This is a genomic window from Shewanella sp. AS1 (genome assembly GCF_021412565.1).
In the GTDB taxonomy this organism is placed as follows: domain Bacteria; phylum Pseudomonadota; class Gammaproteobacteria; order Enterobacterales; family Shewanellaceae; genus Shewanella.
Genome location: NZ_JAKCLJ010000001.1, coordinates 189,295 through 215,511, shown reverse-complemented (window position 1 = coordinate 215,511; position 26,217 = coordinate 189,295). Strand labels below are relative to the sequence as shown.

The following is a 26,217-nucleotide window of genomic DNA, read 5'->3' as shown; positions in this document are numbered from 1 at the left end:
CCTGTTACGCCAGCAAACCTATCTTCCGCTTAATGCTATTTACGCTTTAGCTGCAGTTTACGGCGTAGACCGGCAAGCATGAGTAGCACAAGTGCCGATGCACCTAAGGCACCACCCGAGCTGGACTTCTCTTCAACGATAAGCTCGTTGCCTTGATTCGCCTGCTCATCGGCTTGATCGTCGGCTTCATCGTCAGATTGATCGTCAGATTGGTCGTCAGTATCTTCACCTGCTTGATCATCGCCGGCATCGACACCGCTCTGATCCTCACCCTGATCTTCGCCTTGATCGCCCTGGTCAACTTCACCTTGGCCATCTTCGCCTTGGTCAACTTCACCTTGATCTTCACCCTGGTCTTCGCCTTGATCATCCGAGGGCTCAACGCCATCTGAGATCACTGACAGCATGAAGCTGGTGCTGGCTTTATCCTCAGGGTTTTCAACATCACTCACTGTCACAGTCACTTCCACTTCGCCATGGAAATCCGTATTCGGAATGATGGTGAAGCTGCTGCCTGAGGTATGGCCGCTGACTTCTGCCGTGATGTTTTCACCAGTAACAGTGATTTGATTAACACTGTTTTGCTCATCGGCGTACATCACAACTATGCCTTCCAGACGAGTGTTTTCATCAACGCTTTGATCCATGATGCTACCGATAGAGATGTTTGAAGGAACAGAAACCGTGTGGCTCATGCTGATATCGGCCATGCCTTCTACCGAGCTAACCGCGTTAACCGTTAGGTTTTGGCCAGCAGAGCTCTGTTTCACTTTCGTCCAAGCTGTCACTTCAAACTGCGAAGACTCAGGGCCCACGTAGTCGTAACAGATCACCAGACCGTCAGACAGGGCTTGTTCCAGGTTATCGAAGGCATACAGCTCACCCAGGTACTTGTTCAGTGGGCCGTGTGAATAGATGCCACCTTTGAAGCCTTGCAGACCCACAGAACCACGGCCGCCTTGGCTGCCGAAATCCAGGTTGTCATAGGCCATAAACAGCTCATACTCACCGTCGCCATGGCGTGTGTTTACGTTGAAGATCAGCTCGAAATCGAAGCGATCATCTTGCTCTTCCCACTGATAAACACGGTTCGCATCACGACCTGCCGAAATATAACCACGGGCACCGTCATACTCCAAAATACCCCAACCGGTTTGCGTGCTCGCGATAGTGATACCTGAACGCTCGGCGTAAGTATTCACTAGCGGCGTCGCCATAATGGCTCTTGGAGCACTTGGATCCGTTGGCGCAAAACCACGCCACATCATACCGATAGATTCGTATGGGAAGCTTTGGTATGGGTAGATATCATGGTACGGGAAGAAGAAAGGCTGACCTTCCCACAGTGAGATCGAACCGTGTGCGCGGATATCTAGCGAGTTTTGTTTCCCTACGTTCAGATCATCTGAGTTGTTGTACAGATGGAAGCTGTCATAGGTGCCGCCAAAGATGGCACTCACAGGAATCGCAATACCGGTACGAGTCAGGATATTGTTGTCTTTGCCATTGATAGCACGACCATTAGCATCATACTCAACTGGTGCAAAACCACTCATGGTCGGGTAGATACGGAACTCTTCTAAGTCCACATAGCCGCCTGGGTTGGAGTTACCAAAGTCAGGCGTACGACACATAGCATCAGTTAAGTTAGTGGTCACATTGTAACTGGCTTCGATATCGGCCGTGTTTGGCTGAATACCGCTAATGGTCAGCTTGCCCTCTTCTAGAGTAATACCAGTGACGATTTCACTCGATGAAGCCAATACATCTTCAACATCCAGACTCAGACCCGCTGGGATATCCGCAGTGATGGTGAATGCACGATCCACGCCTGAGTCGTTCGGTTGAACTTCAAAGGTGAAGGGCACATGGTCACCCAATGCAGCACCGGTTTGCGGCACATCTAAGTGCACATCGTCTACACCACGAGTCAACTTAAAGGCGACTTTACCTATGTTACCCGCGTTGATATCAGACGTACCGAAGTCGATTAGCGAGTAATAAACGTCCCCTGCAACCATCTCTGGCATGTTCCAGTTCACTTGGATATCAACAGCGTCTTTACCATTGCTGCTTGGCACATCAATGCTCAGATTAGAGGCTTGAGTATCGCTCACAACTGTGGTTGCAAACTGGAAGGTTTCAGTAGGAGAATTTAGGTAATTATTCTGCGCAGTACCCTTTCTTGGGTTGTAGAAAATCGCCCAATATTGACCTTCTTCCGGCTGGTTGATGTTACAGAAGTTGTTGTATTGAATGTGGCTAGAGACACATAACAACTCTTCGAACGGATCGGCCTCACCATTACCGTTGTAATCTTTACCCACATAAACCAAGAGATTACCTTTATCTAAGGTCTCTGATAGCTCACTTTGCGTGGTACCAAATGATTCAACAATCAGACGACGGGCACCGGCTGGTACATCAATCATCTCAACGTGAGTAGCCTCATCCAAACGCTCGCTCATAGCAACGCTTAGATCCGCCGTGCTTGACCATGGGAAGCTACCATCATCATCTTTAGTCAGAGTGATGGTTTTCACCTCGGCTTTCACAGGCTCGAAGATACGACCATGAATATTGTCACCTTCAGGTAAGTTAATACCCTTGATAACCGCATTGCCTTGGTTACGGTGCGCCGTTGCACCTAAACGACCTGGCATAGCGTTCATGTCATATTTGAACACAACAGGCCAGTGGGCTTTTGACGCCGCGCCGCTGGTTTCAGTGAAGATAAGGTTAGAGTGCAGCTCAACCTCGGCGTTACTGAACCAGTCTTGGGTATCCATGATTGAAGCTTCAACCAGGATATCCATGCTTTCGCCCGCTTCTAAGGTGAACTCGCTTGGGGTGACATTTATGGTCACGCCATTTTGTGACATTTGGCTGCGTGAATCGAACGCCCAGTTGACGACGTCATCATGGGTCACGCTCCAACTGCCAGCCGTGGTTGCCTTGATGGTACGGATCCACTGACACTTAGGCTTACACTCGAAATTCACTAGCTGAGGAATATTCAGCTTGTGTACTGCGCCGCCATTTTCAGGATCGGCTGCCTTAAAGTTCTCGACAGTTTCGTCCATCACGAAGCCTGCTTTCACCGCGTTAGCCACATTGATACGGCCAGTACCGGCACGGTAAGTAGAAGCTAACGCCACATCACCATTTTCATCATTTAAGCGATGGTATTGGACTTTGTTTTCAGCCGTCATCGCCAATGCAGACTGGATCTCTGTCGCTGTCCAAGTTGGTTTTGCCTGCTTTAACAGTGCCATTGCACCCGCCGCATGAGGCGATGCCATAGACGTACCGCTGAGGAAAGCAAAGTCGGCACTACCTGCACCAGCCAGGAATGGATGCTCATCGGCAAAGGCCGCGTAGATGCTGACACCCGGCGCTGCCACCGCAGGGATCAAGGCTTCTTGAGTCGAAGAGCTTGGGCCACGCGATGAGAAAGCCGCTAACCAATCGGCACGCTCGGGATCGATATCACGGGCAATGGTCGTTTCTGTGATGGTCAGCGTATGATCGCTACCATATCTGAGCCAGTCATACAGACCATAACCATTGAGATCATCTTCCCAGCGACCATCCCAATCCTCTTTCTCGATATGCACAGTCGGGACTGAGTATGACGCCGTTGAAACGATAGCGTCACCATTGGCGAAGTTGTACATGATCATGCCATCGGCGCCGCCCGCCTTGACGTTGTCGGCTTTAGCAGTACGGGCAATACCGTTAGGGTCGTTCAAGTCGTTACGTTGACAAACCACGATAACGTCCGTTGGATTACCGCTGGCATCAGTCAGATCGAAAGTGCCTTCAGCGAATGGCGTTCCACAATAGCGGTCACCATAATCGGCCGCTTGAACCACCAGACCCGTCACTGAGGAGGTGTTAATTGCGCCGCCCACAATTTCAGTCCATGTCGGCATCTCTCGACCGCCCACAGGGTCGATAAGTTTGGACTCAACCAAGACTTCACGGGCATGGGTCGAGGCCGCGACGTTGAGTAACCAGGGAGAGGCGTGATCGATGGCGCCAAAGTATTCTTGATAGCCTTGAGGCTGGCCCGAGTTACCCGCAGCCGCGGCAACTGAAATACCGGCCTCACGGGCGGAGAGGAAAGCTAGCTCAACATCATCAGACCAAGGATGGGAATCCTGACCGCCGATAGAGAAGTTGATCACGTCAACGCCATCGCTAATAGCATCTTCGATACCCGCGATCAAAGCTTCGCCAGGACAGCCGCCATTGATCTCATTGGATGGATGACATACCTGATAGGAGATGATGTTGGCGTGAGGCGCCACACCACTTAGGCGTGGGAAAAGATCTTCTTTGACCACGACACCATCGGAAACCGCATCGGTAGAACGGTTGAGGAAATCAACATCATACAAGACGTTACCCGCAGCTGTTGAGGCTACGTGGGTACCGTGCCCCTGATAATCCTCACCCACTGCTGGACGGGTATCACCATATTCACCACTGGTGAAATAATCTGTGATCACAGGATAGGAGCGCACGCCGATCAGCTTGTCGTTACACATGCTCTCGAAGCCAGACAGAGTACAGTCACCTACATATTGGCCCGGCCCCCAAGGGTTGCTGTGATCGTAACCGTCGCCACCAATATCGGCGAACGAGCTATGGTCGGTATTTACACCTGTATCTATGATACCGACAATAATCCCTTCACCTTGATAAGGCACTGACTCGGTCACATTACCGGTCCATATTTTATCTGCGCCAATCAGCTCAGGACCGGCATCCGATAACAGCTCGTAGGTCTTGGAACGGCGCACAGACGCCACACCCGCAAGCTGAGAAACACGCTGCGCTTCCTCTTGAGTCATGGTCATAGAGAAGCCGTTAACCGCATTGGTAAACTGCTGGCGAACCTCGCGATGACCCAGTCTGGAAGCCACATCGGCAATCACCTGCTGCTGCTTTTGCAACAACTGGCTACGATAGCTCATCACTGCGTTATTAACCGGCTTACCCGCCACGAACAGCTTGCCATCGCCCTTTTTATGTGCACCTCTGGCAAGGGAGCTTCCCTCATCTAACAGCGCTGCGCCCACCTGGGCAAGCGGCTGTTGATGCAGCCTGACAATATAAACCTGCTCGCCTGTGATCTCCTCTTCGGCAACAAATTTACGGCTTTGTCGGTTGATCTGTACGTTCAAACCATCATCTTGCAGCAGATTCGCGCGCGCTTGTATTTTGAGGTCATTATTGAACTGAGCTATCTGCTCTGCAGTCGACTTAAGCGGCTGAATGACATGAGCTTTATCTTTTAACGTAACGGCTGCATGGGCCATACCAGCACTGTAAAGTGCCGCGGCGACAGCGGTTACCAGTGTCTTCACTCTCATTGGCTTTTCCTTCAGTTGTTATTCGTGATGATGTTAATTTTTTGTATTACCTTTCATCAGCGCGTAACATATAAGCATCCAAAGAGAGCAAAATTGCAGCAATTTGATGTAGCATTTTGTATATTTGTTAAAAATTCACATAAAAACAACATCAAATAGTGCTAAGAGCAGGAAAGGCACAAGCAGAATAAAACCAAAAATAAAATTACTAAATTAAAACAATAACTTGAGAACAAACTCATTACTAAGACCTTAATAAACAGGAATCACTTTTCGGCAAAAAAACCGACTATTTTCTGTGCCTTAGCAGCTGAAAATCTTGTAAAAAATGCGCAGTCCCCTCAAATCGGCAGGCAAGCAACAAAACAGCAACAATCGCTGAAAGGTCATATCGCTATCTTTGGATTAGACCATTTGGGTTTAGCCCGGCCGCCCGATAACAGGCCATGTAGCATTTTGTACAGATGTTAAAAATGTGACAGACTTTTCAAGTAGAATATGTTTTAGATCTCCAACCCATTTTCGACTCGTTTTTAGGACTTAGATAACTGCCATGAAGCCCCTAATATCCTGTGCGCTGTTGTTCTTGAGTCTGCCTACCTTTACTCTTCAGGTCGCCGCTCAACCAACACAGCAGATAGACAGCATCACCACAGGTGAGCTGCATCTGTCTTTGGCACTCGGTTATGGTGGAATCGAAAACCCCAGGGCAAAATCAGACAATATCGAGACCTATATTCTCCCCAGCTGGTCCTACTATGGTGAGCGTTTCTATGTGGAAAATTTCAGCCTAGGCTACAGCCTGTACGAGTCCGACAGTTTTATTTTGGATCTGCAGACCAAGCTTAATGAAGATGGCATCTTCTTCGAATTTGATGGCATAAATAAGGTTTTTCTTAGCGACATTCTCGGCTTCGTTCCCAACAGGCAACCGATTTTCGGCCGTAACATTCCGGCAGTGCCGATAGAGCGGAATATCTCCTACCTTGGTGGACTCAAGGGCAGTTGGATCACCCCCTATCTGGATCTGAATCTCGGTTATTTTCACGACATCAGCGGCGTCCACCAGGGCAATGAGATCCAGTTTACCCTGAGGAAAAACCTCGGCTTCGCCTGGGGGGCGCTGGGCTTTGAACTGGGGGCGATACGCAAGAGCCAGAATCTGGTCAGCTACTATTATCACTACACAGCAGCCGAACTGGGCCGCTCCATCACCCAAGGACTACAAGCCGACCAGGCGGCGATTAACTATCACGCCAGTGGCGTCGTAAACTTTCCCCTGTGGCAGGATTTCAACTTCGTCACCATTATCACCTACACTTGGTTAGGCAATGAGATAACAGAAAACCAGATGGTAGAGAAGGATAGCTATCTATCCGGCTTCGTTGGAGTCAGCTATGCCTTCTAGTTGCTTGGTATTGATAAGATACTTATCGGTATTTTGCCTGATATACAGTATCAATGGCTTCTGCGCTTTAGCTGAGATAGAGGCGACGCCTAAGACCTGCGCCGTTTTAGAAGCAGGCGACAGCTGCCAGCTGCAACTTAAGGTGAACTATAAACTCGACCAGCTGCAGCAGACCTGTATCTGGGTAGAGCAGCGAGAAAAGCCAGAGCAATGTTTTGACCTCATAGATGTAACGCACCAGCTGGCACTGACACTCACCCAGGACACCCAGATACTGATCAAAAATAGCGACAATAAAGTGCTGGATAGCATCACAATACAGGTCGCCATCTACCAGCCAGTAAATAGCCGAAAGCGACGAGGATTCAATTGGAACCTGTTATAAATAAACCCAAAATTCTCCTCATTGAAGATGATATCGACCTGGCGGAGCTCACCCTGACTTACCTGTCGAAACAGGGCTTCGAGCTGACTCACGCCGGCTCGGCGCAAGAGGTATTGGCCCTGCCAAGCGACTCGGTTTTCGATCTGATCATCTGCGACATCATGCTGCCGGATCAAGATGGCTTTAGCCTGTTTGCCAAGCTACAGGCACGCTACCGGTGCGTCATCATCTTTATGACGGCGCGAGATGGCCAGCATGATCAGATAAAAGGCTTAGACCTCGGTGCCAGCGACTATCTGGTAAAACCCATCAACCCCGAACTTCTGGTGGCGCGGATCAAGGCAAACCTGAGAAAACCCCAGGCGGAAGTCGCGAGCAACATCATCAAGCTCCACGATCTCACTATCGATTACGCCCAGCAGCAACTCACGATACAGGGCGAGCAGAAGCAGATCACCACACAGGAGTTCAGCCTGCTGTGGATCTTTGCCAATCATCACAGCAAGATCCTCAGCCGTGAGTTTCTGTTCGAGCAATATGTGGGGCGCCCCTATGACGGACTCGACCGCGCCGTGGATTTAAAGGTTAGTCGTCTGCGTAAAAAAATCGACAGTTATCAGATAAGCGGCCTGACGATAAAAACCGTGCATGGCAAAGGCTACCTGTTTAACTATCACCCCAGAACCCAACCCATCCCCCCCAACAAAAACCAAGGCGACTGATGAAGTTTCAGTTTTATCGCCTCTATGCCCTGCTGATCCTCAGCAGCACCCTGATCATCTGGTCATTCAACGAGATCCACACCGCCATGCAGCAAGATAGCGAGTCCTATCAGCTGGATGTCGGCAACATTTTTCAAAGTATCACGCAGCAGGGGGAGAGCAGCCCTATTCGCCGCCTGGCCAGGAGTGAGCTGGCCCTGCCAGTGGATCTGCAGGAGAAGCTACAACAAGGCGAGATCATCGCCCTGACCCTGAGCGATAACGCAACTTACTACTACCGCCTGGGTGCCAGTGAGGATGAGATATTGGCCTTCGGTCCAGTACTCGTGCCCAGCAAGACAGCTGTGCCAACCGAGCTTATCCTGTTTGCCCTTTACGCCAGCCTGGGCTTGCTGGCACTGCTGTTTATCTGGCCCTTGTTTAAGGATCTCTCGACCCTGCAGGCGGATGCCATCGACTTTGGCGCCAATCCGAGAAAAATGCCACAGAGGATCAGCACTAGCTCAGCCATCTATCCCCTGGCTAAGGTGTATAACGAGATCAGTGGCGAGGTGGTCGACCTTATTCAGATACAAAAAGATCTGTCGCGCACCATCTCTCACGAGGTAAGAACCCCACTATCTAGGATGCGCTTTGCCCTGGAGCTGAGTAAGGCCCAGCTGCCGGAGAAATATTGGCAGCGCCTCAATGCCGATATCGATGAGATAGAGCAGCTCGCCAACAACTATCTCTCCTTCGCCAAGCTGGAACACAGGGAAGACAGGATAGAAAAAAAGCCCATCTCGCCCAAGATCTTTATGGCTCAAATGGAGGAGAAGTTCTCTCTCTATCAGCCTAATATCCACATCGACTTTCATTGCAGTGGCGAGACTGCGTTTCTCGATAACCACTCCATGAGCATCGCCTGTCAGAACCTAGTTATGAATGCCCTGCGTTTCGCCCAAAGCCGGATCATCGTCAGCTTCGAGAGCGATGAGCAAAAGTGCAAGCTCACGGTCGAAGACGATGGCCCTGGATTTGAGGGCAAAGGAAAACAGCTACTTGCCGCCTTCGAGCGCGACAAAAATCAGGATGACAGCTCAGGCTATGGCCTGGGACTCTATATCGTCAGGAAGGTCGCTATCTGGCACAAAGGCACATTACAACTGGGCAGCGCCAGACAACTTAAAGGCGCGAGCCTGAGTATCCAGTGGCAGAATCAGCCATCTCAAACCGACTAGGCTCACTCAGCTTGTAACAGATGGTTCATCACAGAAAGAGAAAGGCTAAAACGCCATTAACGCCATGCCCGCACAGGCAAAAAACAGCAGCACCCACAAGATACTCAACTTTAACTGTTTAAGCATAATAAACCCGGCCAGCACTAAGACCAGATCCACCAAGGAGCCGACCGCACTGCTAAAAACGGGTGAGATCAAGGCCGCCAAAAGCAGTCCCACCACAGCGGCATTGATCCCATTGATCACCCCGCGAAAGTGGCCGTGATACATAAGCGACTGCCAGCCTTTTATCACCCCAAGCAGAAGCAGAAAGCCCGGCAGAAAAATCCCCAGAGTGGCGATTAACGCCCCCAACAGAGGCGATTGACTTGGCAGTTCGGCGCCCAGAAAGGCCGCCAGGGAAAACATGGGGCCTGGCACGGCCTGAGCCATGGCATAGCCAGTCAGGAAACGTTCGCTGCCCAGACTCTGGCCCACAGAAATCTCAAGCAGTGGCAGCACCACATGCCCACCGCCAAACACCAGGGCCCCTGTGTGAAAAAACTGGGCAAAGATCCGCAGCAGCTCAGTTTGACTCGTCAGCCAGAAAAGCGAGAGCAGAAACAGCAAGGCAAACAGCCCCAGCCAGCCGAAACTGAATCTGGAACTAAATCCGCCAGAGGGAAGACTCTCCTCCGTCTGTGCGGTGAGAAAAGTACGTCCCACCAGCGCCGCGGCCAGCAGAATAAAGATCTGACTCCATAAGGAGAGGAAAAACAGTGACAAGGTGGCGGCAAACAGCATCAGGACGCGGGTGAGCCATTGGCGGCAAAATTGCCGCGCCATAGACAGCACAGCATCAAACACCACCACAACCGCCAGCAGTTTCAAACCATGTATAAGGCCGAGAAACCAGCTCTGCTGCAGAGCATTGGTGCTGCTGACTGCCAGCAAATACATAAGCATAAAGGAGGGTAAGGTAAAACCGAAAAAGGCTGCAACGGCGCCCCCCAATCCGCCTCTGTGATAACCGACGGCGAACCCCACCTGACTGGAGCTAGGCCCAGGGATCACCTGGCTTAAGGCAACGAGACTGCCATAACGCTGCTCATCGAGCCAGTTCAGTTCATCGACAAAGCGTTGCTTAAAGTAACCGATATGGGCAGCCGGGCCGCCGAAACTGACCAGACCCAACAGAAAAAATTGCCTGAATATAGCCCACACTGAGTTTTCCTCCCTGACCTTAACTGCCCCTAGGGTCTGTTGACCCTAGAGTATGACAGCAAAACGAACCTTTTATGACAAGGGCAGCTTTTATAGCAAGCTAAAGCTTACTCACGTTCCAGCAGCACCAGCACCTCAAAATGATCTGTGTGAGGGAACATGTCAAACAGCTGCACCTTAGTGATCTGGTATCCTGAGATCCGCTTAAGATCTTTCGCCAGAGTAACCGGATTACAGCTGGAATAGATGATGGCCTTAGGCGCAAAGGCGCTAAGCGAGTCGCACAAGGCCTCGCCTATTCCCCGCCTTGGTGGATTGACTATGATGAGATCCGGTTTATTTTGCGCCGCATCGCCATGGGCAAACTCGGTGGAATCTAATGCGCTAAACTGCACCTGGGTTAACCCAAGGGTCTGGGCCGACATCTTGGCGCAGGCAATCGCCTCCGCCTCTATCTCTATGCCAGTGAGCAGCGTCTCTTTGTTTGCACAGTGCAGACCAAACCCGCCCACACCGCAGAAGAGATCCCAGATGGAATCAGGCGCCAGTTCGCGGCTCCACTCTCGCGCCGTTTGATAGAGGCGTTCCGCCACTTGCGGGTGAGTCTGGAAAAAACTTTTGGGACGAATATACAAAGGCACATCGTTGAAACGCTCTTCCAGACGCGTTGCCTCGGTGAGGAAGATCTCCTCCTCCCCTTCTAAAATGGCCATGTGCACAGGCTGCAGGTTAACCGACACCACCTTGATCTGAGGAAACTCGCTAAGCAGGGCTGGCAGTTCCCGCTCAATACGGAAAATCGCCTCTTGGGATCTCAGTACAAACCTGAGCATAAACTCGCCGCGCACCTGACTGCGGGTCAGCAGGATAAATTTAAGCTCGCCCTTGGCCTTGTCGACCCGGTATGGGGGAATGCCGGCCTGGCGTACAAACAGCTCCAGACGGTGTAACAGCTGCTGCATATCGGCGGGATAGAGGCTGCAATCACAGAGGCTGACCGCCTCGCCGCTGGGGCTGACCAGACCTAAGATAGGCTGATGGGCGGCGCCGAGCACTACCATCTTGGCCTTATTGCGAAAGCCAGTTTCCGGCCCAAACACAGGGGGATACCAGCGCCCGACCGCCATGCCCTGTAACAATTGTTCTAGGGTCGCCATCTTATCTTCTAACTGCTGTTGCAATGGCGTTTTTAGGTAACGACACGACAGACATTGCTTGGCATCAAAATAGCGACATTTCACAATAATAGGCTCACTGGCTCAGATAAGAATTTGGATAAAAATGGCGCCACACTTTAGCCGTTTTCCACTAAAAAATCATCTCTGGGGATAGATTTAATGGATTCTGCTCCCCCAGGCGGCTTTAGCCTGAGTGTGTCCACATCGGCCTTAATCGGCCTAGCACCTATGCGCTCCTTAACCCACTGCACTGCCTCCTTGGCGGTATGGCGAAAAGTGGTCAGCTTACCGCCATAAATACTGAGCAGCTGGGGATGGGTATCCAGGCTGTGCATCAAGGTCTCTCTGGGCCGATCAAATGCCGCCCCCCCCAGTTTAGGCAACACCCGCATCCCGCAATAGGTGCCAGTCAGCTTCTGTTTTAGCTGATCAATTGAGTAGTAGGGGAAATAGTGGCTGTAGATCCCCAAAAGATAGTCGGTTTCCTCCATTGTGACCCCGGCTTGCTCAGGGGAGTCTACCTGAGTTTCTGTGGTGCCCAGCAAGGTTTGTCCCTCCCAGGGGATCACAAACACCACCCGCTTATCATAGATGGACTCAAGATAGAGGATGCCCGGAGGCGGCGCGATATCCAGCAGGAGATGACTGCCCTGAACCAGAGAGATCTCGATAGGTGCGGGTGTGGGAGTGACCCGTGCGAGGGTCTGATTCACCCAGGGACCCGTGGCATTAATAACGCATTTAGCAAACAACTGCTTCTCTTCACTCGACTCTGACTGAAGATAAGTCAGCACACAGCCGCTACTATCGTGCGCTATCTGCTGCAGTTCGACCTGGGTCATTATCTTAGCGCCTAGCTCAGCGGCACTTTGGGCCACAGCCAGCGTCAATTGATGATCGTCTGTCTGCGCATCAAAATAACGAAATACCGCCTGCAATCCGGTTAATTTGATCCCCAGGGATGGCCACTGCGACTCATGGATGCGGTTAAAATAACCTAAGGGGTCCAGCTCACTGAGCAGCGCATACAGACTTAGCCCAGCGCGAATCGCCATCGGGCCGCGCTGGTTGCCCTCATAGATGGGAATATAGAAAGGCACCGCTTTGACCAGATCCGGCGCCAGTGACAAGAGTGCCCTGCGCTCGGCCAATGATTGACGCACCAGATTGAGCTGCCCCGACTCAAGATAACGCAGGCCGCCGTGGATCAGCTTACTTGAGTTCGCCGAGGTCTGCTCACCTAGCGCCCCTCTCTCCAGCAAGACGACACGATAGCCGGATGCCTGGGCACGCTGGGCTATGCCAACGCCTGTGATCCCGCCGCCGATAATGACGATATCCACAGCTTCCATACTGCATCCTCTCTATTGACAAGAATTAGCGCGTTAATTGTCCTGGTTTAAATAGCCGTATGCCTTATCACACAGGCGTTTTAGCTCGATAAACTCAGCTGCCTCGCCGCCGATTTTACAGCGCATCAACTCGGGCACCTTAGCCGCCTGCACCTTAAGCTCGGCGCCTTGGTCCGTTAATTTAAGCACCCTCACCCGCTCATCGCTCTCGCTGCGGCCACGGCTGACTAACCCCTTGGCTTCGAGGCGTTTTAACAGGGGGGTCAGGGTGCCTGAATCCAGATGCAGCTTATCCCCGAGCACCTTGACGCTGATCCCCGGATGCTGCCACAGCACCAACATGGCTAAGTATTGCGAGTAGGTCAGATCCAGTTGTTCCAGAAATGGACGATAGGCTCTGATCATGGCATTAGCGGCGCTATAGAGGGAAAAACAGACCTGATTTTCCAACGCCAGCGGATCATGGGGAACTTGGGACATACAGATTTTTCCAAGATTTAATTGCACACAATGTTTATTCAGTTTACTGCATCTGTCACGGAAAGTGAAAATTAATCAAACAAACAGAGTGGCTGCCGTGCAGTCAATATTTTGTCGTCTAATGCTGGGGAATTGGAATAAACAAATAAAACCATCGAGATAAATTGTGACTGAATTATGACATCGGAAACTCAGCTAAAAACGCCATGAAATCATTCAAAATCAACAAGAAAAAGGGGTTGATTTTCGTTGGCACTTCCCCTAATTTGCAGCTTTACAAGGACGTTTTAGGGTTTATCCAGTGGAGTTAACAATAATGAAAACAGCATTCGTGGCTGCATTAACCGCCATAGCCTCATTATCAATCAGCAGCAATGCAATCGCCAGCTGTACTCAAAATATCAGTTATGGTGATATTCCCTTCGCCATTAATAGCTCCTATTTCGCCAGCGAACACACTAAACAGCTGCAAGAAGTGATAAACACCACCCAAAGCAACAAAGGCTACCTGCTGCTGGAGTTTGCCATCGACAATACACTGACAGATAAGAAACTGCGGGAGTATGATTTCTGGCTGGCCAATCGCCGTATCGAGCGAGTCAAAGACTATTTAAGCAAAGCCGATTATCAGCAACCTATAGTCACCCGCATTCTGACCGCCAGTCGCAGCGACTCACGCGCTTTGAGAGTGCATTGGTGTCAGCAAGTCGCCGCTGTGGCCGATGCAAATCCGGTTCAGACCAGCCTGAGGTAACTGAGCAACCTCTGGTTATCACACCAACAATCTACTCATTTACAAGTAAATTCCACTCAGGTCACAGAATAATTCACTGCCTAAGTTAACATTTCCATCAGGTTTCACGATTAAGATTACATTTTCGGAACATAAATTTAATCGGCTCGAAACACAGGGGTACACTCAGCTATAGGGGCTCACCCGACATACATTTTTAGCTACTACTTCCCAAGGAGGGAGCCATGTTGCGATCGCTCGTTTTCTGTCTCATGCTACTCTTTAGCGCCATGCCAGTGTTAAGTCAGGCGGCTCAGACCTCCCCTACCGATGCCAGTAGCTGGCATTATGTCGATGCCGATGGACAGCTAAAAATTAAGCTCTATTTTTTCTGGTCTAAAACCTGTCCCCACTGCGCCGAGGCGCACCCCTTTATCGATTCACTGCCGGAAAAATTCCCCTGGATTGAACTGGAATCCCACATGGTCTCAGCACCTGGCACCATGGAGAAATGGCAACAGATAGCCGAGCAAACCGGCACTCCCCCTCGCTCAGTTCCCTATTTCGCCTCCTGCGAGCAAGCCAGCATGGGCTACTCAAGCCAAGAAGTGACCGGGCAGTTTATTTTGCAAAATCTGAAAAACTGCTATCTCTCCCTCGGGGGCAAGCTGAGTCAGACTGAGATGCAAAGCCTTGAGTCAGGGGATGCTCCAGCGGCTGGCCAGGAGCCACCGCTATTTGCCACCTGCAGTGAAAGCGCCGAACCCGGCACCTGCGACCTCGACTCCAGCACGTTTGAGGCCACCCCCATGAGCAGTGTACAGCCTGTGGATCTGCCCATTATCGGGGTAGTGGCGCCGGAAAAACTCTCTCTGCCAGTACTCACTGTGGTGCTGGCCGGGGTCGATGCCTTTAACCCCTGCGCCTTCTTCGTCCTGCTCTTCCTCTTGTCTATCATGGTCAATGCTAAGAGCCGTAGCCGCATGTTGATCGTCGGGGGCATATTCGTGTTCTTCTCTGGCTTTATCTACTTCCTGTTTATGATCGCCTGGCTCAATATCTTCGAGCTGTTAGGCGCGGGCAGCGACGGCGGCTGGATCATTTTAGGCGCTGGCCTGCTGGCGTTGATCGCCGGCACTATCAATCTCAAGGACTACTTCTTTACCAAAGGGGAAGTGACCCTCTCTATGTCGGCAGAAAACCGCACCGGACTGATTAAGCGCATGGGGAAACTCACCAATGCCAGCAGTATGGCCGCGATGATCACAGGCACTATCGTGCTGGCGATCCTGGCTAACGCTTACGAGCTATTGTGCACAGCGGGCTTCCCTATGATCTACACCAGCGTGCTCTCCATGCATGAGCTGCCGCCAGTTGAACGCTACATGTATCTGGTATTCTATAACCTGGTTTACGTCATTCCCCTGGCCGCGATAGTGATCGCCTTCAGCGCCACCTTAGGCAAGCGTAAACTCACAGAAAAAGAGGGGCAGACCCTGAAACTCATGTCAGGCATCATGATGATTGGACTCGGTGGCACATTGGCCGTTGAGCCCAACGCACTGCAAAATGTCACCCTGGCTATCGGGCTTATCGCCGCTTCTATCGGCCTGACGTTTGTCATCACCCTTAGCAGAAAACTGCTGGCCAAGCGTGCTTAAACGCAAGATTGAGGATGCTTAAACGCAAAATTGAGGATGGTGAACCATAGCCATCCTCAAGTTTCTCCCTCCCCTGCCGATAACCCTATACACCACTTAAGGACACAGGTTCTGTGTTCGCTGTTTAAGGGAAGAAGATGACCATTTCAATCGCCAATCACGATCTACAGCCCAACATGAGCCACGGCAGTGTTGGGGTAAAAGTTGCCCAGATAGCCAAGTCACAACAGCAAGCCGAGGGGGAGATGATACTCCAGCTGATAGAAGCCACTACGGCGCCGGCTACGCCTGCTCCTGTTGGCAACAGCGGCCATATCATTGCAACTACCGCATAAAAGCAGCGACCAGGGCATAAAGCAAGATAGGAAAGGATGAGGTTGTTCAGGCAAACAGCCTGTTTGAGGGATGAACTCGTCTGACTTTCTCAGTGAGCTATCTCAGAGTATCTCGGAGAATTAAAAAAAGGTCCACCCATGCACGTTTTACTGAGCTTATGTTACTGAGTTTATGTTACTGGGCTTAATGATTGTTCTAAAATATCTTTAAACACAGTGCTACAAAACGGCGGTGAACCTTTTAAAGCGATGCCAGTTATAAAAACTGGCATCGATTATAACGATGAATTAGTTAACCTTAGGGTCTAACTCACCAGACTGATACGCCTTGTACATGGCCTGCAGCGACTTAGGCTTGATCTTAGATCCCATGCCCGCACAACCGAAAGCTTCGTAACGGGTAGTACAGATATCGGCCATGGCTTCCATCGAGGCTTTAAGGAACTTACGTGGGTCGAACTCACTTGGGTTCTCGGCCAGGAACTTACGCACTGCGCCGGTTGAGGCCAGACGCAGATCCGTATCGATATTCACCTTACGCACACCATGCTTAATACCTTCGACAATCTCTTCTAAAGGCACACCATAGGTTTCAGGGATCTCGCCGCCATACTGGTTGATCACCTTGAGCCACTCTTGCGGCACAGAAGAGGAACCGTGCATCACCAGGTGGGTGTTAGGGATACGGGCGTGGATCTCTTTGATGCGATCGATTCGCAGCACATCACCGGTAGGCTTACGGCTGAACTTGTATGCGCCGTGGCTGGTACCGATAGCGATAGCTAATGCGTCCACATGGGTATCACGCACAAACTGGGCCGCCTCTTCTGGAGAAGTTAGCAATTGATCATGGCTAAGTACGCCAGCAGCGCCAACACCATCTTCTTCACCGGCAGTACCTGTCTCAAGGCTGCCCAGACAGCCAATCTCACCTTCCACCGACACACCACAGGCGTGAGCAAAGGCAACGGTTTTACGGGTGACATCGACGTTATATTCATAAGAGGCCGGCGTCTTACCATCGGCCATCAGCGAGCCGTCCATCATCACAGAAGACATACCTAACTGGATTGAACGCTGACAGATGTCAGGGTGAGTACCATGATCCTGGTGAATACACACAGGAATATCTGGATACTGCTCTAACGCCGCATTCATCAGATATTTAAGGAACTGTGGACGGGCATACTTACGCGCACCGGCAGAGGCTTGCACTATCACAGGGCTGTCGGTTGCTTCCGCAGCCTGCATGATGGCACGCATCTGCTCTAAGTTATTGACGTTAAACGCAGGAACGCCGTAACCATGCTCGGCCGCATGGTCAAGCAGTTGACGTAGGGAAATTAAGGCCATTTTTTTACTCCAATAATAGGGTGATAAGCCATTTTTGTATTATTAGCTTAGTCACCTAGGTCACTATCGTTTGGACGGATTTTAATGCTGACTATCAATGAATTACGTCATGCAATGCTTTGATAGTCAGCGGTTTCTTATAATTTTTTATAATACTTTGCTTGTTATGCGCCGCGGCTTTCCAGCATAGCCACAGCAGGCAGTTCTTTACCTTCTAAAAACTCTAAGAAGGCGCCACCACCAGTCGAGATGTAAGACACTTTATCAGCGATACCGTATTTATCAACGGCCGCCAGCGTATCGCCACCCCCGGCGATAGAAAATGCCGATGAGTCGGCGATCGCCTGGGCGATACGCTTAGTACCTTCACCAAACTGATCGAATTCAAATACCCCTACAGGACCGTTCCAGACTATGGTGCCGGCACTTTTGAGGATATCGGCCAAGGCCTCGGCGCTGTCGGGGCCGATATCGAAGATCATATCATCGCTGCCCACTTCGCTCACCTGTTTCAAGGTCGCGCTAGCCGTTGGGCTGAACTCACCGGCCACCACCACATCGGTCGGCACTGGAATGTCGCCGCCACGGCTCTGAGCATTAGCCACCAGACGCTTGGCTTCATCGATAAGGTCCGCTTCATAGAGGGATTTACCCACCTGATGACCCGCTGCAGCAATAAAGGTGTTAGCGATACCGCCGCCAACCACCAACTGATCGACGATACCAGAGAGACTCTCAAGTACAGTCAGCTTGGTCGAGACTTTAGAGCCACCCACTATGGCAACCAAGGGACGCGCAGGGTTATCCATCGCCTTGCCTAAGGCTTCCAGCTCACCGGCCAGCAATGGGCCAGCACAGGCGATAGGGGCATAAAGACCAACACCATGGGTCGAGGCTTGGGCGCGGTGGGCTGTGCCAAAGGCATCCATCACATAGACATCACACAGGGCCGCCAGCTTCTTAGATAGCGCCTCGTCATTTTTCTTCTCGCCGACATTGAAACGCACGTTTTCAAACACCACGACCTCGCCCACATTAGCCTGAACACCATCGAGGTAATCGGTCGCTAAGCGCACAGGACAGTCCAGCGCATTTGTCAGATAGTCCACCACAGGCTGCAAAGAAAACTCGCTGTTATATTCCCCCTCAGTCGGACGACCAAGGTGAGACATCACCATCACTGCCGCACCCTTTTCCAGCGCCAGTTTAATCGTTGGCAGTGAGGCTCGCAGACGGGCATCACTGGTGACAACGCCGCCGCTAACAGGCACGTTCAGATCTTCGCGGATCAGTACGCGTTTACCCTGAAGATCTAAGTCTGACATATTGATAATTGCCATGATAGATTCCTTAACTATTTAATGTTAAAAAGAAAAATAAAAATCTTGCAACCGGCAAGTGACGCAGCACGCCTCGACACTCTGCCCTGCTGACGGCTATGCCATCAGGAAAAACATTCAGCTATAAACTCTCGCTAATCACTCTCACTCAAGACGCTACTGGCTTTTCGCTACTAGCCGCTCCAGGCTCTTGCTACAAACCGCCGCAGGCGCTTGCTAGGCTCGTACAGCCCTTATCATCTCTAAACTAGTGTCCAACATACGGTTGGCAAAGCCCCACTCGTTATCGCACCAGAGCAGTAATTTCACCAGGTGGCCATCGCTGACCCGAGTCTGGGTGCCATCCACTATGCTGGAGCGGGGATCATGATTAAAATCGCAGGACACCAATGGCGCATTAGTATAGCCTACAACCCCGCTATATAACCCATCCGCCGCCTGAGATAAGACCTGATTGACCCTGTCGATATCCACCCGTTTCTCAAGCGTGACCGACAGATCTATGGCGGTCACATTGATTGTGGGTACCCGCACAGAGATCGCCTCAAACTTATCTTTCATCTTAGGCAAGATCCGCTCTATCCCCCTGGCTAATTTAGTATCCACAGGGATAATCGACTGCCCAGCGGCCCGGGTGCGGCGCAGATCATCATGATAGGCATCGATCACCTGCTGATCGTTCATCGCCGAGTGAATAGTCGTAATGGCACCGCTTTTCACTCCGAAGGCGCCATCGAGTACCTGAATAATAGGCACCAGACAGTTAGTGGTACAGGAGGCATTAGAGACTATGGTATGGGTTGCTTTTAACTCTTCATGATTGACGCCATAGACTATGGTGGCGTCCACATCGCTGGAGGAGGGATTGCTTATCAGCACCTGTTTGGCCCCGGCCTTAAGATGCGCCTCGCAGGATTGCCTGTCATTTAGCGCTCCTGTCGCCTCAAAGACGATATCGATCCCCATCTCAGTCCAGGGCAGCTTGCTGGCATCGCTCTCATTGAGCAAGGTAATACGGTCATCGCCAACGGTTAGCACATTATCATTAAGGGAGCTTGGCACCTGAAAACGGCCATGGGTGGTATCGTATTGAGTGAGGTGCAGCATGGCCTGGGGTTTGGCCAGTTCATTGATGGCAACAATTTGAATGCGATCCCGCTTACCAGACTCATACAGAGCACGAAGAATTGAACGTCCGATGCGGCCATATCCGTTAATAGCGACTTTGATCATTAAGAGGGTGTGCTCCTCACCTTCAGCAGCGGAGAATAATTATATCTATATGATAACGGCTTATCCGATCCCTTGACCAGATAAGCCGTCAAAAAATGATACCGGGCGGGTTAATTAACCCGTCCTGACATCAAGACTACAGCGACCGATTAAAACAGGCCGTTAGCCGTTACGACAACATTGTCGACTGTGAAGCCAAAGTGCTTCATCAAAGCGCCGCCCGGAGCAGACTCACCGAAGGTGGTCATGCCGACAACCGCGCCGTCGAAGCCGACGTACTTGCACCAGTAATCCACATGGGCCGCTTCGATAGCAACACGCTTAGTGACAGCGCGTGGCAGTACAGACTCTTTATAGGCCGCATCTTGTGCATCGAACGCATTGGTCGATGGCATAGAAACCACACGAACCTGCTTACCTTGCTCTGTCAGCGCCGCTGCTGAGTCCAGCGCCAGCTGTACTTCGCTACCTGTAGCAATCAGGATAAGATCCGGCGTGCCTGCGCAATCTTGCAGTACATAGCCACCCTTAGCCACGTCAGCAAGTTGTGCATCAGTGCGGCCTTGGGCTGGCAAGCCCTGACGGCTGAAGATCAGTGACGTAGGTGCAGTGCGACGCTCGATAGCCGCTTTCCAGGCCACAGCAGTTTCTGCCGCATCACAAGGGCGCCATACTTGCATATTCGGCGTCATACGCAAGTTAGCCAGCTGCTCAACTGGTTGGTGAGTCGGGCCATCTTCACCCTGACCGATTGAGTCATGAGTGTAAACGAAGATGTTTTGAATACCCATCAGCGCAGACATACGTACCGCATTACGGGCGTATTCCATGAACATCATAAAAGTCGCGCCGTAGTTGATGAAACCACCGTGCAGTGAGATACCGTTCATGATACCGCTCATGCCGAACTCGCGCACACCGTAGTAGATGTAGTTACCGGCAGGATCATCCTGAATACCTTTAGAACCAGACCAGAGAGTCAGGTTAGAACCAGCAAGGTCAGCCGAGCCGCCAAGCAGTTCAGGCAGCATGGCACCGAAGGCACCGATGGCATTTTGCGAGGCCTTACGGCTGGCGATGTTCTCGCCCTTCTCTTGGCACTCTTTAATGAAGGCTTGAGCCTTAGCTTCGAAATCGGCAGGCAGTTCACCGTCAATCACGCGGCGCTTGTATTCGTTAGCCAGTTCTGGGTGAGCAGCGGCATAAGCGGCCAGTTTTTCGTTCCAGGCCGCTTCGCGGCTTGAACCCACTTCTTTAGCATCCCAACCGGCATACACGTCTGCAGGAATGTCAAATGGCGCATGTTCCCAACCGAGGAATTCACGGGCTGCGGCGATTTCAGCATCACCCAGCGGCGCGCCGTGACAGTCGTGGCTGCCTGACTTGTTTGGCGAACCGAAACCGATAATGGTTTTACAACAGATCATAGTTGGCTTATCTGTTACCGCTTTCGCCGCTTCGATAGCTGCGCGAATGGCATCGCTGTCGTGACCATCGACACCGGCAATCACGTGCCAGCCATAAGATTCAAAACGCTTAGCCGTGTCGTCGGTAAACCAGCCTTCGACATGACCGTCGATAGAGATACCGTTGTCATCCCAAAATGCGATCAGCTTGCCCAGACCTAAGGTACCGGCTAATGAGCAGGCCTCATGGGAGATACCTTCCATCAGACAGCCGTCACCTAAGAAACAGTATGTGTAGTGGTCAACAATGTCGAAACCTGGGCGGTTAAACTGCGCCGCTAAGGTCTTCTCGGCAATCGCCATACCCACTGCGTTGCTGATACCAGCGCCCAGTGGCCCTGTGGTGGTTTCAACACCTGGGGTGTAACCGTATTCTGGGTGACCCGGTGTTTTTGAGTGCAGCTGACGGAAGTTTTGCAGCTCTTCAATCGGCAGTGCATAACCTGTCAGGTGCAGCAGAGAGTAGATCAGCATAGAGCCATGGCCGTTAGATAAGATGAAACGGTCACGATCTGCCCACTTCGGATTGCTCGGGTTGTGCTTAAGAAAGTCATTCCAAAGCACTTCAGCGATATCCGCCATGCCCATAGGCGCACCTGGGTGACCAGAATTGGCCTTCTGAACGGCATCCATACTTAACACACGGATGGCGTTTGCGAGTTCTTTACGAGATGACATGCTCTCTCCTGCTGGTAGCTGATAATTGAGATTTATAAGGCAACATTGGGGGCATATTTTCCCCTACTCGGCCATGGGACGCAAATAAAAATCTGCCTCTTATGGCAATAATTGTGGCGATGTTTTGCATATCCTTTTAATTAGCCGAGAAAAATGCAGATATTCACCCTCAGCCCGCAAGGCGAAAGTGCGCGCTGCGGATTATTTTGCGCGTTGCCACGGCAAAATAATCAATAGGATAGGAAGATTTACTGCGCTTTACTGCACAATTTTGTGGTAAAGGGGTGTTATCCAAATCGATTTCATCTAGAATAGACGTCTAGATGTAGATACTTCTACACATTCGAATTGATTAAAGACGAGATTTTCCACAATGGCAAAGCACTTGTTTACCTCTGAGTCGGTCTCAGAAGGACATCCAGATAAAATCGCCGATCAGATTTCTGATGCGGTACTCGATGCGATCTTAGAGCAAGATCCCAAGGCACGCGTGGCCTGTGAGACTTATGTGAAAACCGGTATGGTGATGGTGGGTGGCGAAGTGACTACCTCTGCCTGGGTCGATATCGAAGAGATCACACGTAAGACAGTACGCGACATAGGCTATGTACACTCTGACATGGGTTTCGATGCCGACTCTTGTGCCGTGCTCAATGCCATTGGTAAACAATCTCCAGACATTAACCAAGGTGTTGACCGCGCCGATCCTAAAGATCAGGGTGCCGGCGACCAGGGTCTGATGTTCGGTTACGCCAACAATGAAACCGACGTATTAATGCCGGCTCCTATCACTTACTCACACAAGCTGGTGAAGCGCCAGTCTGAAGTGCGTAAAAACAATGTGCTGCCTTGGTTACGCCCAGATGCCAAGAGCCAGGTCACTTTCGCTTACAACAGCGATGGTTCAATTGCCGGTATCGATGCAGTTGTGCTTTCAACCCAGCATTGTGACAGTGTAAACCAGTCAGATCTTATTGAAGGCGTGATGGAAACCATCATCAAGCCTGTATTGCCAGAGCAGTGGCTCACCAAAGACACTAAATACTTTATCAACCCGACAGGCCGTTTCGTGATTGGTGGCCCAGTGGGCGACTGTGGTCTGACGGGTCGTAAGATCATAGTCGACACCTACGGCGGCATGGCTCGTCATGGCGGCGGTGCATTCTCAGGTAAAGACCCATCGAAAGTTGACCGTAGCGCGGCCTATGCAGCCCGTTATGTGGCTAAGAATATCGTGGCAGCCGGTCTGGCGGACCGCTGTGAAATCCAGGTGTCTTACGCTATCGGTGTGGCCGAGCCAACCTCAATCAGCGTTGAGACTTTCGGTACAGGTAAAGTCTCTGAAGAAGTCTTAATTAAGCTGGTGCGTCAGCACTTCGACCTGCGCCCTTATGGCTTGACCGAGATGCTGGATCTGGCTCGTCCTATCTACAAAGAAACGGCAGCCTATGGCCACTTCGGTCGCAATCAGTTCCCATGGGAACGCACAGATAAGGCCGAAATCCTGCGCGCAGACGCTAAGATCTAAGGCTAAAGTTTGTAGCATTAGCTTTTTAGCCATCTGCATAAAAAAACCGCCATCTAGGCGGTTTTTTTATGGCTGAGCCACGGATTAATCATGCAATAATCCTCATTCGCAGTGATCGAAATGGGCGTACTGCATGCACATAAACCCAACCTGCTCCAGTGTCAGCAGTGGCACAGTCACAGACTCGCTGTTAGCTAACTGCGACTCATCAGGGGTTTCCATAGCCGTTATGGCTGCGCTGTAATCATTGCACCAGCCACAATCGAGCCAAACCCCTTGCCAGTTTACGCAATAACGATCCCGCGCTTCTTGCTGGTAAATCCCTGACAGCTTTAGGCATTCGCAGCCCTGCTGCTCGGCATTAAGCTGATCGTCGTGAAGCTGCTCGGCATGAAACAGGGCGACCAAGAGCTTCATATTATCGAAAGCACTGAGCTTTATCTCAGCATAAGGGCGCAATAACTGCTCAATAGAGGGCGGCATGCTTAACTCCTAGTGTCTGTTCTACAAAGTAAACCTAGTGTGTGGGCGCGGCAAGCAGGTAATAACCGCGACCATCGAAATCAAAAAAATCCAGCACCTGCATCTGTCCTTTACGGGTATGGGCCGCAAATGAGCGCTCATTGTCTTCGGCAATAAAGGTCAGCATATATTCGTACTCTTTCGCCAGATGGCGACTCAGCTCAGTCACTAGGGCTTCAAACAGCCCCCGACCACGATAACGCCCGTCGATCCAGATTGGGCCGTATTGACAGCAGTTATCCCGGCTCAGACGGGTATGACCTATTTGATGCTGATTAAGACGGCTTAACAGGTGCCGATAGAGCGGCCAGCCCTGAAAAAAAGTCCAATGACCCGCGATAACATAGCCACGTATCTTGCCATCCATTTCGGCAATCATAATCCAGTGCTCGCTAATAAGCTGTTTTATCTCGGCCAAAGAGAAGGTCTGTCCCTGCATCTGCTGCCGCTCTCTTTGGCTCAGCTCCGCCTGCCATTGATTCTGCTCAAGTGCAGCAATGGCGCTGGCATCGTGGATCTGGGCGAGTCTTATTTGCATGGGCTACTCTGCATATCAAGGGACGACTATCAGTGAAAGAAAGATTAGCAGGCAGGGTAACTCAGTCACTACGCTGCAGCAATCTGTATCTGTCATAGTGCAATCTTTACTTGCCATAGCATGAGTAGACGCAAGTTGACGGGCTAACTTGATAAGAATTACGGCCCTAAAAAACCGCTTAGAAATAAAACCTTAGTTGGAGAGGCGAGCTCAAGCATCATGAGCTACATTTAATTAACATTTGAACTTTAATTATGATATAAATCACGGGAAAGCTAATTTTTTCCTTGTATGCTAATAAGATGCGTCCTTAACCATGCCGAACAATAATAATTAAAAGAGAGCAAAAAATGCTGCTACAGTCCACCACGCGCACATCCTGGCTAAGAGAATTAGATCATCCAGCGATCACCCTACCTCGCTGGCAACAACAAGTCGATCTTCTCAGTGATTGTTATCAAGCCGATGCCTGTCTGGTATTGCAGTATCATCAGGAGCAGTTTCAAGTCATCTGCTCTCGTCAGGCCAGCAATTTTAATCTCTATGCCGGTACCCTGTTCAGCGATCCTCAAATCGCCCAGCAGATGCAAGATCATCAGGGATACGAGCTGCTACACCTGACCCATCCCATCGCATCCCAAAGCCCGCTGACCCAATTTTCAACCTTGGTTTCCGCCCCGCTCTATTGGGCCGACGGCCATCTTTTCGGCCTGTTTGTCATCTGCAACAGCAGCCAATCGGCGCAGTATGATCGACTGCATCCTCTACTGGAAACCAGTAAGGCGCTGATCCAGGCTGAGCTGAAACATCTGCATCTGATGCAGCAGATACAGATGATGTCGGTGCAGGATGAAATGACCTGCATGCTCAACCCCTATGGTTTTAATTTAATGGCACCTAGACAACTAAGTCTGAGCCGCCGTTTTGGCTCCCATGCCGGCATTATTTTGATCGAAGATTTAAAGCAATATCCAGATAAAACTAGCCAGACCCAGGGACAGAGACAGCTGGCAAGATTAATCCATCACAATATGCGCGATGCGGATCTCTGTGCCAGGGTCGAAGACGGCCTGTTTGCTGTACTCGCCTTTGTGGACAGCCAGGCTAATCTTGATGCACTTATTCAACGCCTTAGAAAGCATTTTGCAAAAGAGTTACTTAAACGAGATATTGCCATTGGCGATAGTTTTTTTGCCCCTCAATCTCACCTGGCGATTGAGCCTATGCTGGAAGTGGCAAAACAGAACTTGCTGGCCAACAAGGCCACTATCTTGCAAAACGCGGCTGTGCAGCAATCCCCGCAGTTTTAAATAGGCCTATTTGGGGAAGTGAGTTTCATCTCACGAAGCGATTAGCAGTCAGTATCGAGTGGCGCGGGTTGATTAGAGGCAATTGTTCTTATTTGATGACTTGAGCTGGGAAATACCGGAAAAACTCATCAAAATACTTTTTAATTAGCTGTAAGCTTGTCAAAATAGCCATATTCACTGTTTATGGATCT

At 50.8% G+C, this 26,217-nt stretch carries 20 protein-coding genes; 9 read left to right on the top strand and 11 right to left on the bottom strand.

What is annotated here, in order from left to right:
- Window positions 1-35 precede the first annotated feature (35 nt).
- Entirely contained in the window at window positions 36-5,381 is a 5,346-nt protein-coding gene (locus LZP69_RS00960) for a S8 family serine peptidase (protein WP_234198182.1), read from the bottom strand.
- A gap of 553 nt (window positions 5,382-5,934) precedes the next feature.
- On the opposite strand from LZP69_RS00960, the gene LZP69_RS00955 reads away from it, so the two are divergent.
- The 4 genes from LZP69_RS00955 to LZP69_RS00940 are packed head-to-tail and all read left to right on the top strand — an operon-like array spanning window position 5,935 to window position 9,116.
- The gene (locus LZP69_RS00955) at window positions 5,935-6,789 is read left to right on the top strand and encodes a MipA/OmpV family protein (RefSeq protein ID WP_234198181.1); all 855 of its coding nucleotides are present in this window, start codon (window positions 5,935-5,937) and stop codon (window positions 6,787-6,789) included.
- Window positions 6,779-7,174: a DUF3019 domain-containing protein gene (locus LZP69_RS00950; protein ID WP_234198180.1), complete on the top strand. Its 396-nt coding sequence runs from the start codon at window positions 6,779-6,781 to the stop codon at window positions 7,172-7,174. Before LZP69_RS00955 ends, LZP69_RS00950 begins: the two co-directional genes overlap by 11 nt.
- Window positions 7,159-7,896: a response regulator transcription factor gene (locus tag LZP69_RS00945; RefSeq protein WP_234198179.1), complete on the top strand. Its 738-nt coding sequence runs from the start codon at window positions 7,159-7,161 to the stop codon at window positions 7,894-7,896. Before LZP69_RS00950 ends, LZP69_RS00945 begins: the two co-directional genes overlap by 16 nt.
- Window positions 7,896-9,116, top strand: coding sequence for an ATP-binding protein (locus LZP69_RS00940; protein ID WP_234198178.1), 1,221 nt, complete (start codon window positions 7,896-7,898; stop codon window positions 9,114-9,116). The genes LZP69_RS00945 and LZP69_RS00940 overlap by 1 nt, the downstream gene beginning before the upstream one ends.
- Window positions 9,117-9,161: 45 nt before the next feature.
- Here the strand turns inward: LZP69_RS00940 and chrA are convergent, their stop codons facing one another.
- From chrA to LZP69_RS00920, 4 genes are all read right to left on the bottom strand, one after another.
- The gene (gene chrA / locus LZP69_RS00935) at window positions 9,162-10,319 is read right to left on the bottom strand and encodes a chromate efflux transporter (RefSeq protein ID WP_234198177.1); all 1,158 of its coding nucleotides are present in this window, start codon (window positions 10,317-10,319) and stop codon (window positions 9,162-9,164) included.
- 107 nt (window positions 10,320-10,426) lie between these two features.
- Complete coding sequence (gene rlmC, locus LZP69_RS00930; RefSeq protein ID WP_234198928.1) at window positions 10,427-11,566, bottom strand: 23S rRNA (uracil(747)-C(5))-methyltransferase RlmC; 1,140 nt, start codon at window positions 11,564-11,566, stop codon at window positions 10,427-10,429.
- 47 nt (window positions 11,567-11,613) lie between these two features.
- Window positions 11,614-12,849, bottom strand: coding sequence for a glycerol-3-phosphate dehydrogenase/oxidase (locus tag LZP69_RS00925; RefSeq protein ID WP_234198176.1), 1,236 nt, complete (start codon window positions 12,847-12,849; stop codon window positions 11,614-11,616).
- Between the two features lie 33 nt (window positions 12,850-12,882).
- Window positions 12,883-13,329: a MarR family winged helix-turn-helix transcriptional regulator gene (locus LZP69_RS00920; RefSeq protein WP_234198175.1), complete on the bottom strand. Its 447-nt coding sequence runs from the start codon at window positions 13,327-13,329 to the stop codon at window positions 12,883-12,885.
- A gap of 316 nt (window positions 13,330-13,645) precedes the next feature.
- Between LZP69_RS00920 and LZP69_RS00915 the strand changes: the two genes are divergently transcribed.
- The 3 genes from LZP69_RS00915 (at window position 13,646) to LZP69_RS00905 (ending at window position 16,058) form a co-directional block, all read left to right on the top strand.
- On the top strand, window positions 13,646-14,083 hold the full coding sequence (locus LZP69_RS00915; RefSeq protein ID WP_234198174.1) for a hypothetical protein: 438 nt from the start codon (window positions 13,646-13,648) through the stop codon (window positions 14,081-14,083).
- A 224-nt stretch (window positions 14,084-14,307) separates the two neighbouring features.
- The gene (locus LZP69_RS00910; protein ID WP_442800651.1) at window positions 14,308-15,723 is read left to right on the top strand and encodes a cytochrome C biosynthesis protein; all 1,416 of its coding nucleotides are present in this window, start codon (window positions 14,308-14,310) and stop codon (window positions 15,721-15,723) included.
- A gap of 137 nt (window positions 15,724-15,860) precedes the next feature.
- The gene (locus tag LZP69_RS00905) at window positions 15,861-16,058 is read left to right on the top strand and encodes a cytoplasmic protein (RefSeq protein WP_234198173.1); all 198 of its coding nucleotides are present in this window, start codon (window positions 15,861-15,863) and stop codon (window positions 16,056-16,058) included.
- Between the two features lie 288 nt (window positions 16,059-16,346).
- Here LZP69_RS00905 and fba read toward each other — a convergent pair whose 3' ends face one another.
- The 4 genes from fba to tkt form a co-directional block, all read right to left on the bottom strand.
- Window positions 16,347-17,411 (bottom strand): class II fructose-bisphosphate aldolase, encoded by a 1,065-nt coding sequence (gene fba, locus LZP69_RS00900; protein ID WP_234198172.1) that lies wholly within the window; start codon window positions 17,409-17,411, stop codon window positions 16,347-16,349.
- Between the two features lie 164 nt (window positions 17,412-17,575).
- Entirely contained in the window at window positions 17,576-18,751 is a 1,176-nt protein-coding gene (locus LZP69_RS00895) for a phosphoglycerate kinase (protein WP_234198171.1), read from the bottom strand.
- Between the two features lie 216 nt (window positions 18,752-18,967).
- Entirely contained in the window at window positions 18,968-19,984 is a 1,017-nt protein-coding gene (gene epd / locus LZP69_RS00890; protein WP_234198170.1) for an erythrose-4-phosphate dehydrogenase, read from the bottom strand.
- Window positions 19,985-20,133: 149 nt separating this feature from the next.
- Window positions 20,134-22,128, bottom strand: coding sequence for a transketolase (tkt, locus tag LZP69_RS00885; protein WP_234198169.1), 1,995 nt, complete (start codon window positions 22,126-22,128; stop codon window positions 20,134-20,136).
- A gap of 373 nt (window positions 22,129-22,501) precedes the next feature.
- Between tkt and metK the strand changes: the two genes are divergently transcribed.
- Window positions 22,502-23,656, top strand: a complete 1,155-nt coding sequence (gene metK, locus LZP69_RS00880; RefSeq protein ID WP_234198168.1) for a methionine adenosyltransferase — start codon at window positions 22,502-22,504, stop codon at window positions 23,654-23,656.
- A gap of 102 nt (window positions 23,657-23,758) precedes the next feature.
- On the opposite strand, the gene LZP69_RS00875 is transcribed toward metK, so the two are convergent.
- A complete protein-coding gene (locus LZP69_RS00875) occupies window positions 23,759-24,139 on the bottom strand; it encodes a hypothetical protein (RefSeq protein WP_234198167.1) in 381 nt (126 codons plus the stop codon).
- 34 nt (window positions 24,140-24,173) lie between these two features.
- The gene (locus tag LZP69_RS00870) at window positions 24,174-24,716 is read right to left on the bottom strand and encodes a GNAT family N-acetyltransferase (protein ID WP_234198166.1); all 543 of its coding nucleotides are present in this window, start codon (window positions 24,714-24,716) and stop codon (window positions 24,174-24,176) included.
- 350 nt (window positions 24,717-25,066) lie between these two features.
- On the opposite strand from LZP69_RS00870, the gene LZP69_RS00865 reads away from it, so the two are divergent.
- Window positions 25,067-26,026, top strand: a complete 960-nt coding sequence (locus LZP69_RS00865; RefSeq protein ID WP_234198165.1) for a GGDEF domain-containing protein — start codon at window positions 25,067-25,069, stop codon at window positions 26,024-26,026.
- Window positions 26,027-26,217: the final 191 nt, after the last annotated feature.

Bases quoted from the DNA above. Each gene is read 5' to 3' on its own strand.
- LZP69_RS00950 (WP_234198180.1), top strand. From the start codon at position 6,779: ATGCCTTCTAGTTGCTTGGTATTGATAAGATACTTATCGGTATTTTGC.
- epd (WP_234198170.1), bottom strand. From the start codon at position 19,984: ATGATCAAAGTCGCTATTAACGGATATGGCCGCATCGGACGTTCAATT.
- LZP69_RS00875 (WP_234198167.1), bottom strand. From the start codon at position 24,139: ATGCCGCCCTCTATTGAGCAGTTATTGCGCCCTTATGCTGAGATAAAG.
- LZP69_RS00910 (WP_442800651.1), top strand. From the start codon at position 14,308: ATGTTGCGATCGCTCGTTTTCTGTCTCATGCTACTCTTTAGCGCCATG.
- LZP69_RS00870 (WP_234198166.1), bottom strand. From the start codon at position 24,716: ATGCAAATAAGACTCGCCCAGATCCACGATGCCAGCGCCATTGCTGCA.
- metK (WP_234198168.1), top strand. From the start codon at position 22,502: ATGGCAAAGCACTTGTTTACCTCTGAGTCGGTCTCAGAAGGACATCCA.
- LZP69_RS00915 (WP_234198174.1), top strand. From the start codon at position 13,646: ATGAAAACAGCATTCGTGGCTGCATTAACCGCCATAGCCTCATTATCA.
- LZP69_RS00865 (WP_234198165.1), top strand. From the start codon at position 25,067: ATGCTGCTACAGTCCACCACGCGCACATCCTGGCTAAGAGAATTAGAT.
- LZP69_RS00940 (WP_234198178.1), top strand. From the start codon at position 7,896: ATGAAGTTTCAGTTTTATCGCCTCTATGCCCTGCTGATCCTCAGCAGC.
- LZP69_RS00955 (WP_234198181.1), top strand. From the start codon at position 5,935: ATGAAGCCCCTAATATCCTGTGCGCTGTTGTTCTTGAGTCTGCCTACC.
- LZP69_RS00925 (WP_234198176.1), bottom strand. From the start codon at position 12,849: ATGGAAGCTGTGGATATCGTCATTATCGGCGGCGGGATCACAGGCGTT.
- LZP69_RS00895 (WP_234198171.1), bottom strand. From the start codon at position 18,751: ATGGCAATTATCAATATGTCAGACTTAGATCTTCAGGGTAAACGCGTA.
- LZP69_RS00920 (WP_234198175.1), bottom strand. From the start codon at position 13,329: ATGTCCCAAGTTCCCCATGATCCGCTGGCGTTGGAAAATCAGGTCTGT.
- LZP69_RS00960 (WP_234198182.1), bottom strand. From the start codon at position 5,381: ATGAGAGTGAAGACACTGGTAACCGCTGTCGCCGCGGCACTTTACAGT.
- tkt (WP_234198169.1), bottom strand. From the start codon at position 22,128: ATGTCATCTCGTAAAGAACTCGCAAACGCCATCCGTGTGTTAAGTATG.
- LZP69_RS00905 (WP_234198173.1), top strand. From the start codon at position 15,861: ATGACCATTTCAATCGCCAATCACGATCTACAGCCCAACATGAGCCAC.
- fba (WP_234198172.1), bottom strand. From the start codon at position 17,411: ATGGCCTTAATTTCCCTACGTCAACTGCTTGACCATGCGGCCGAGCAT.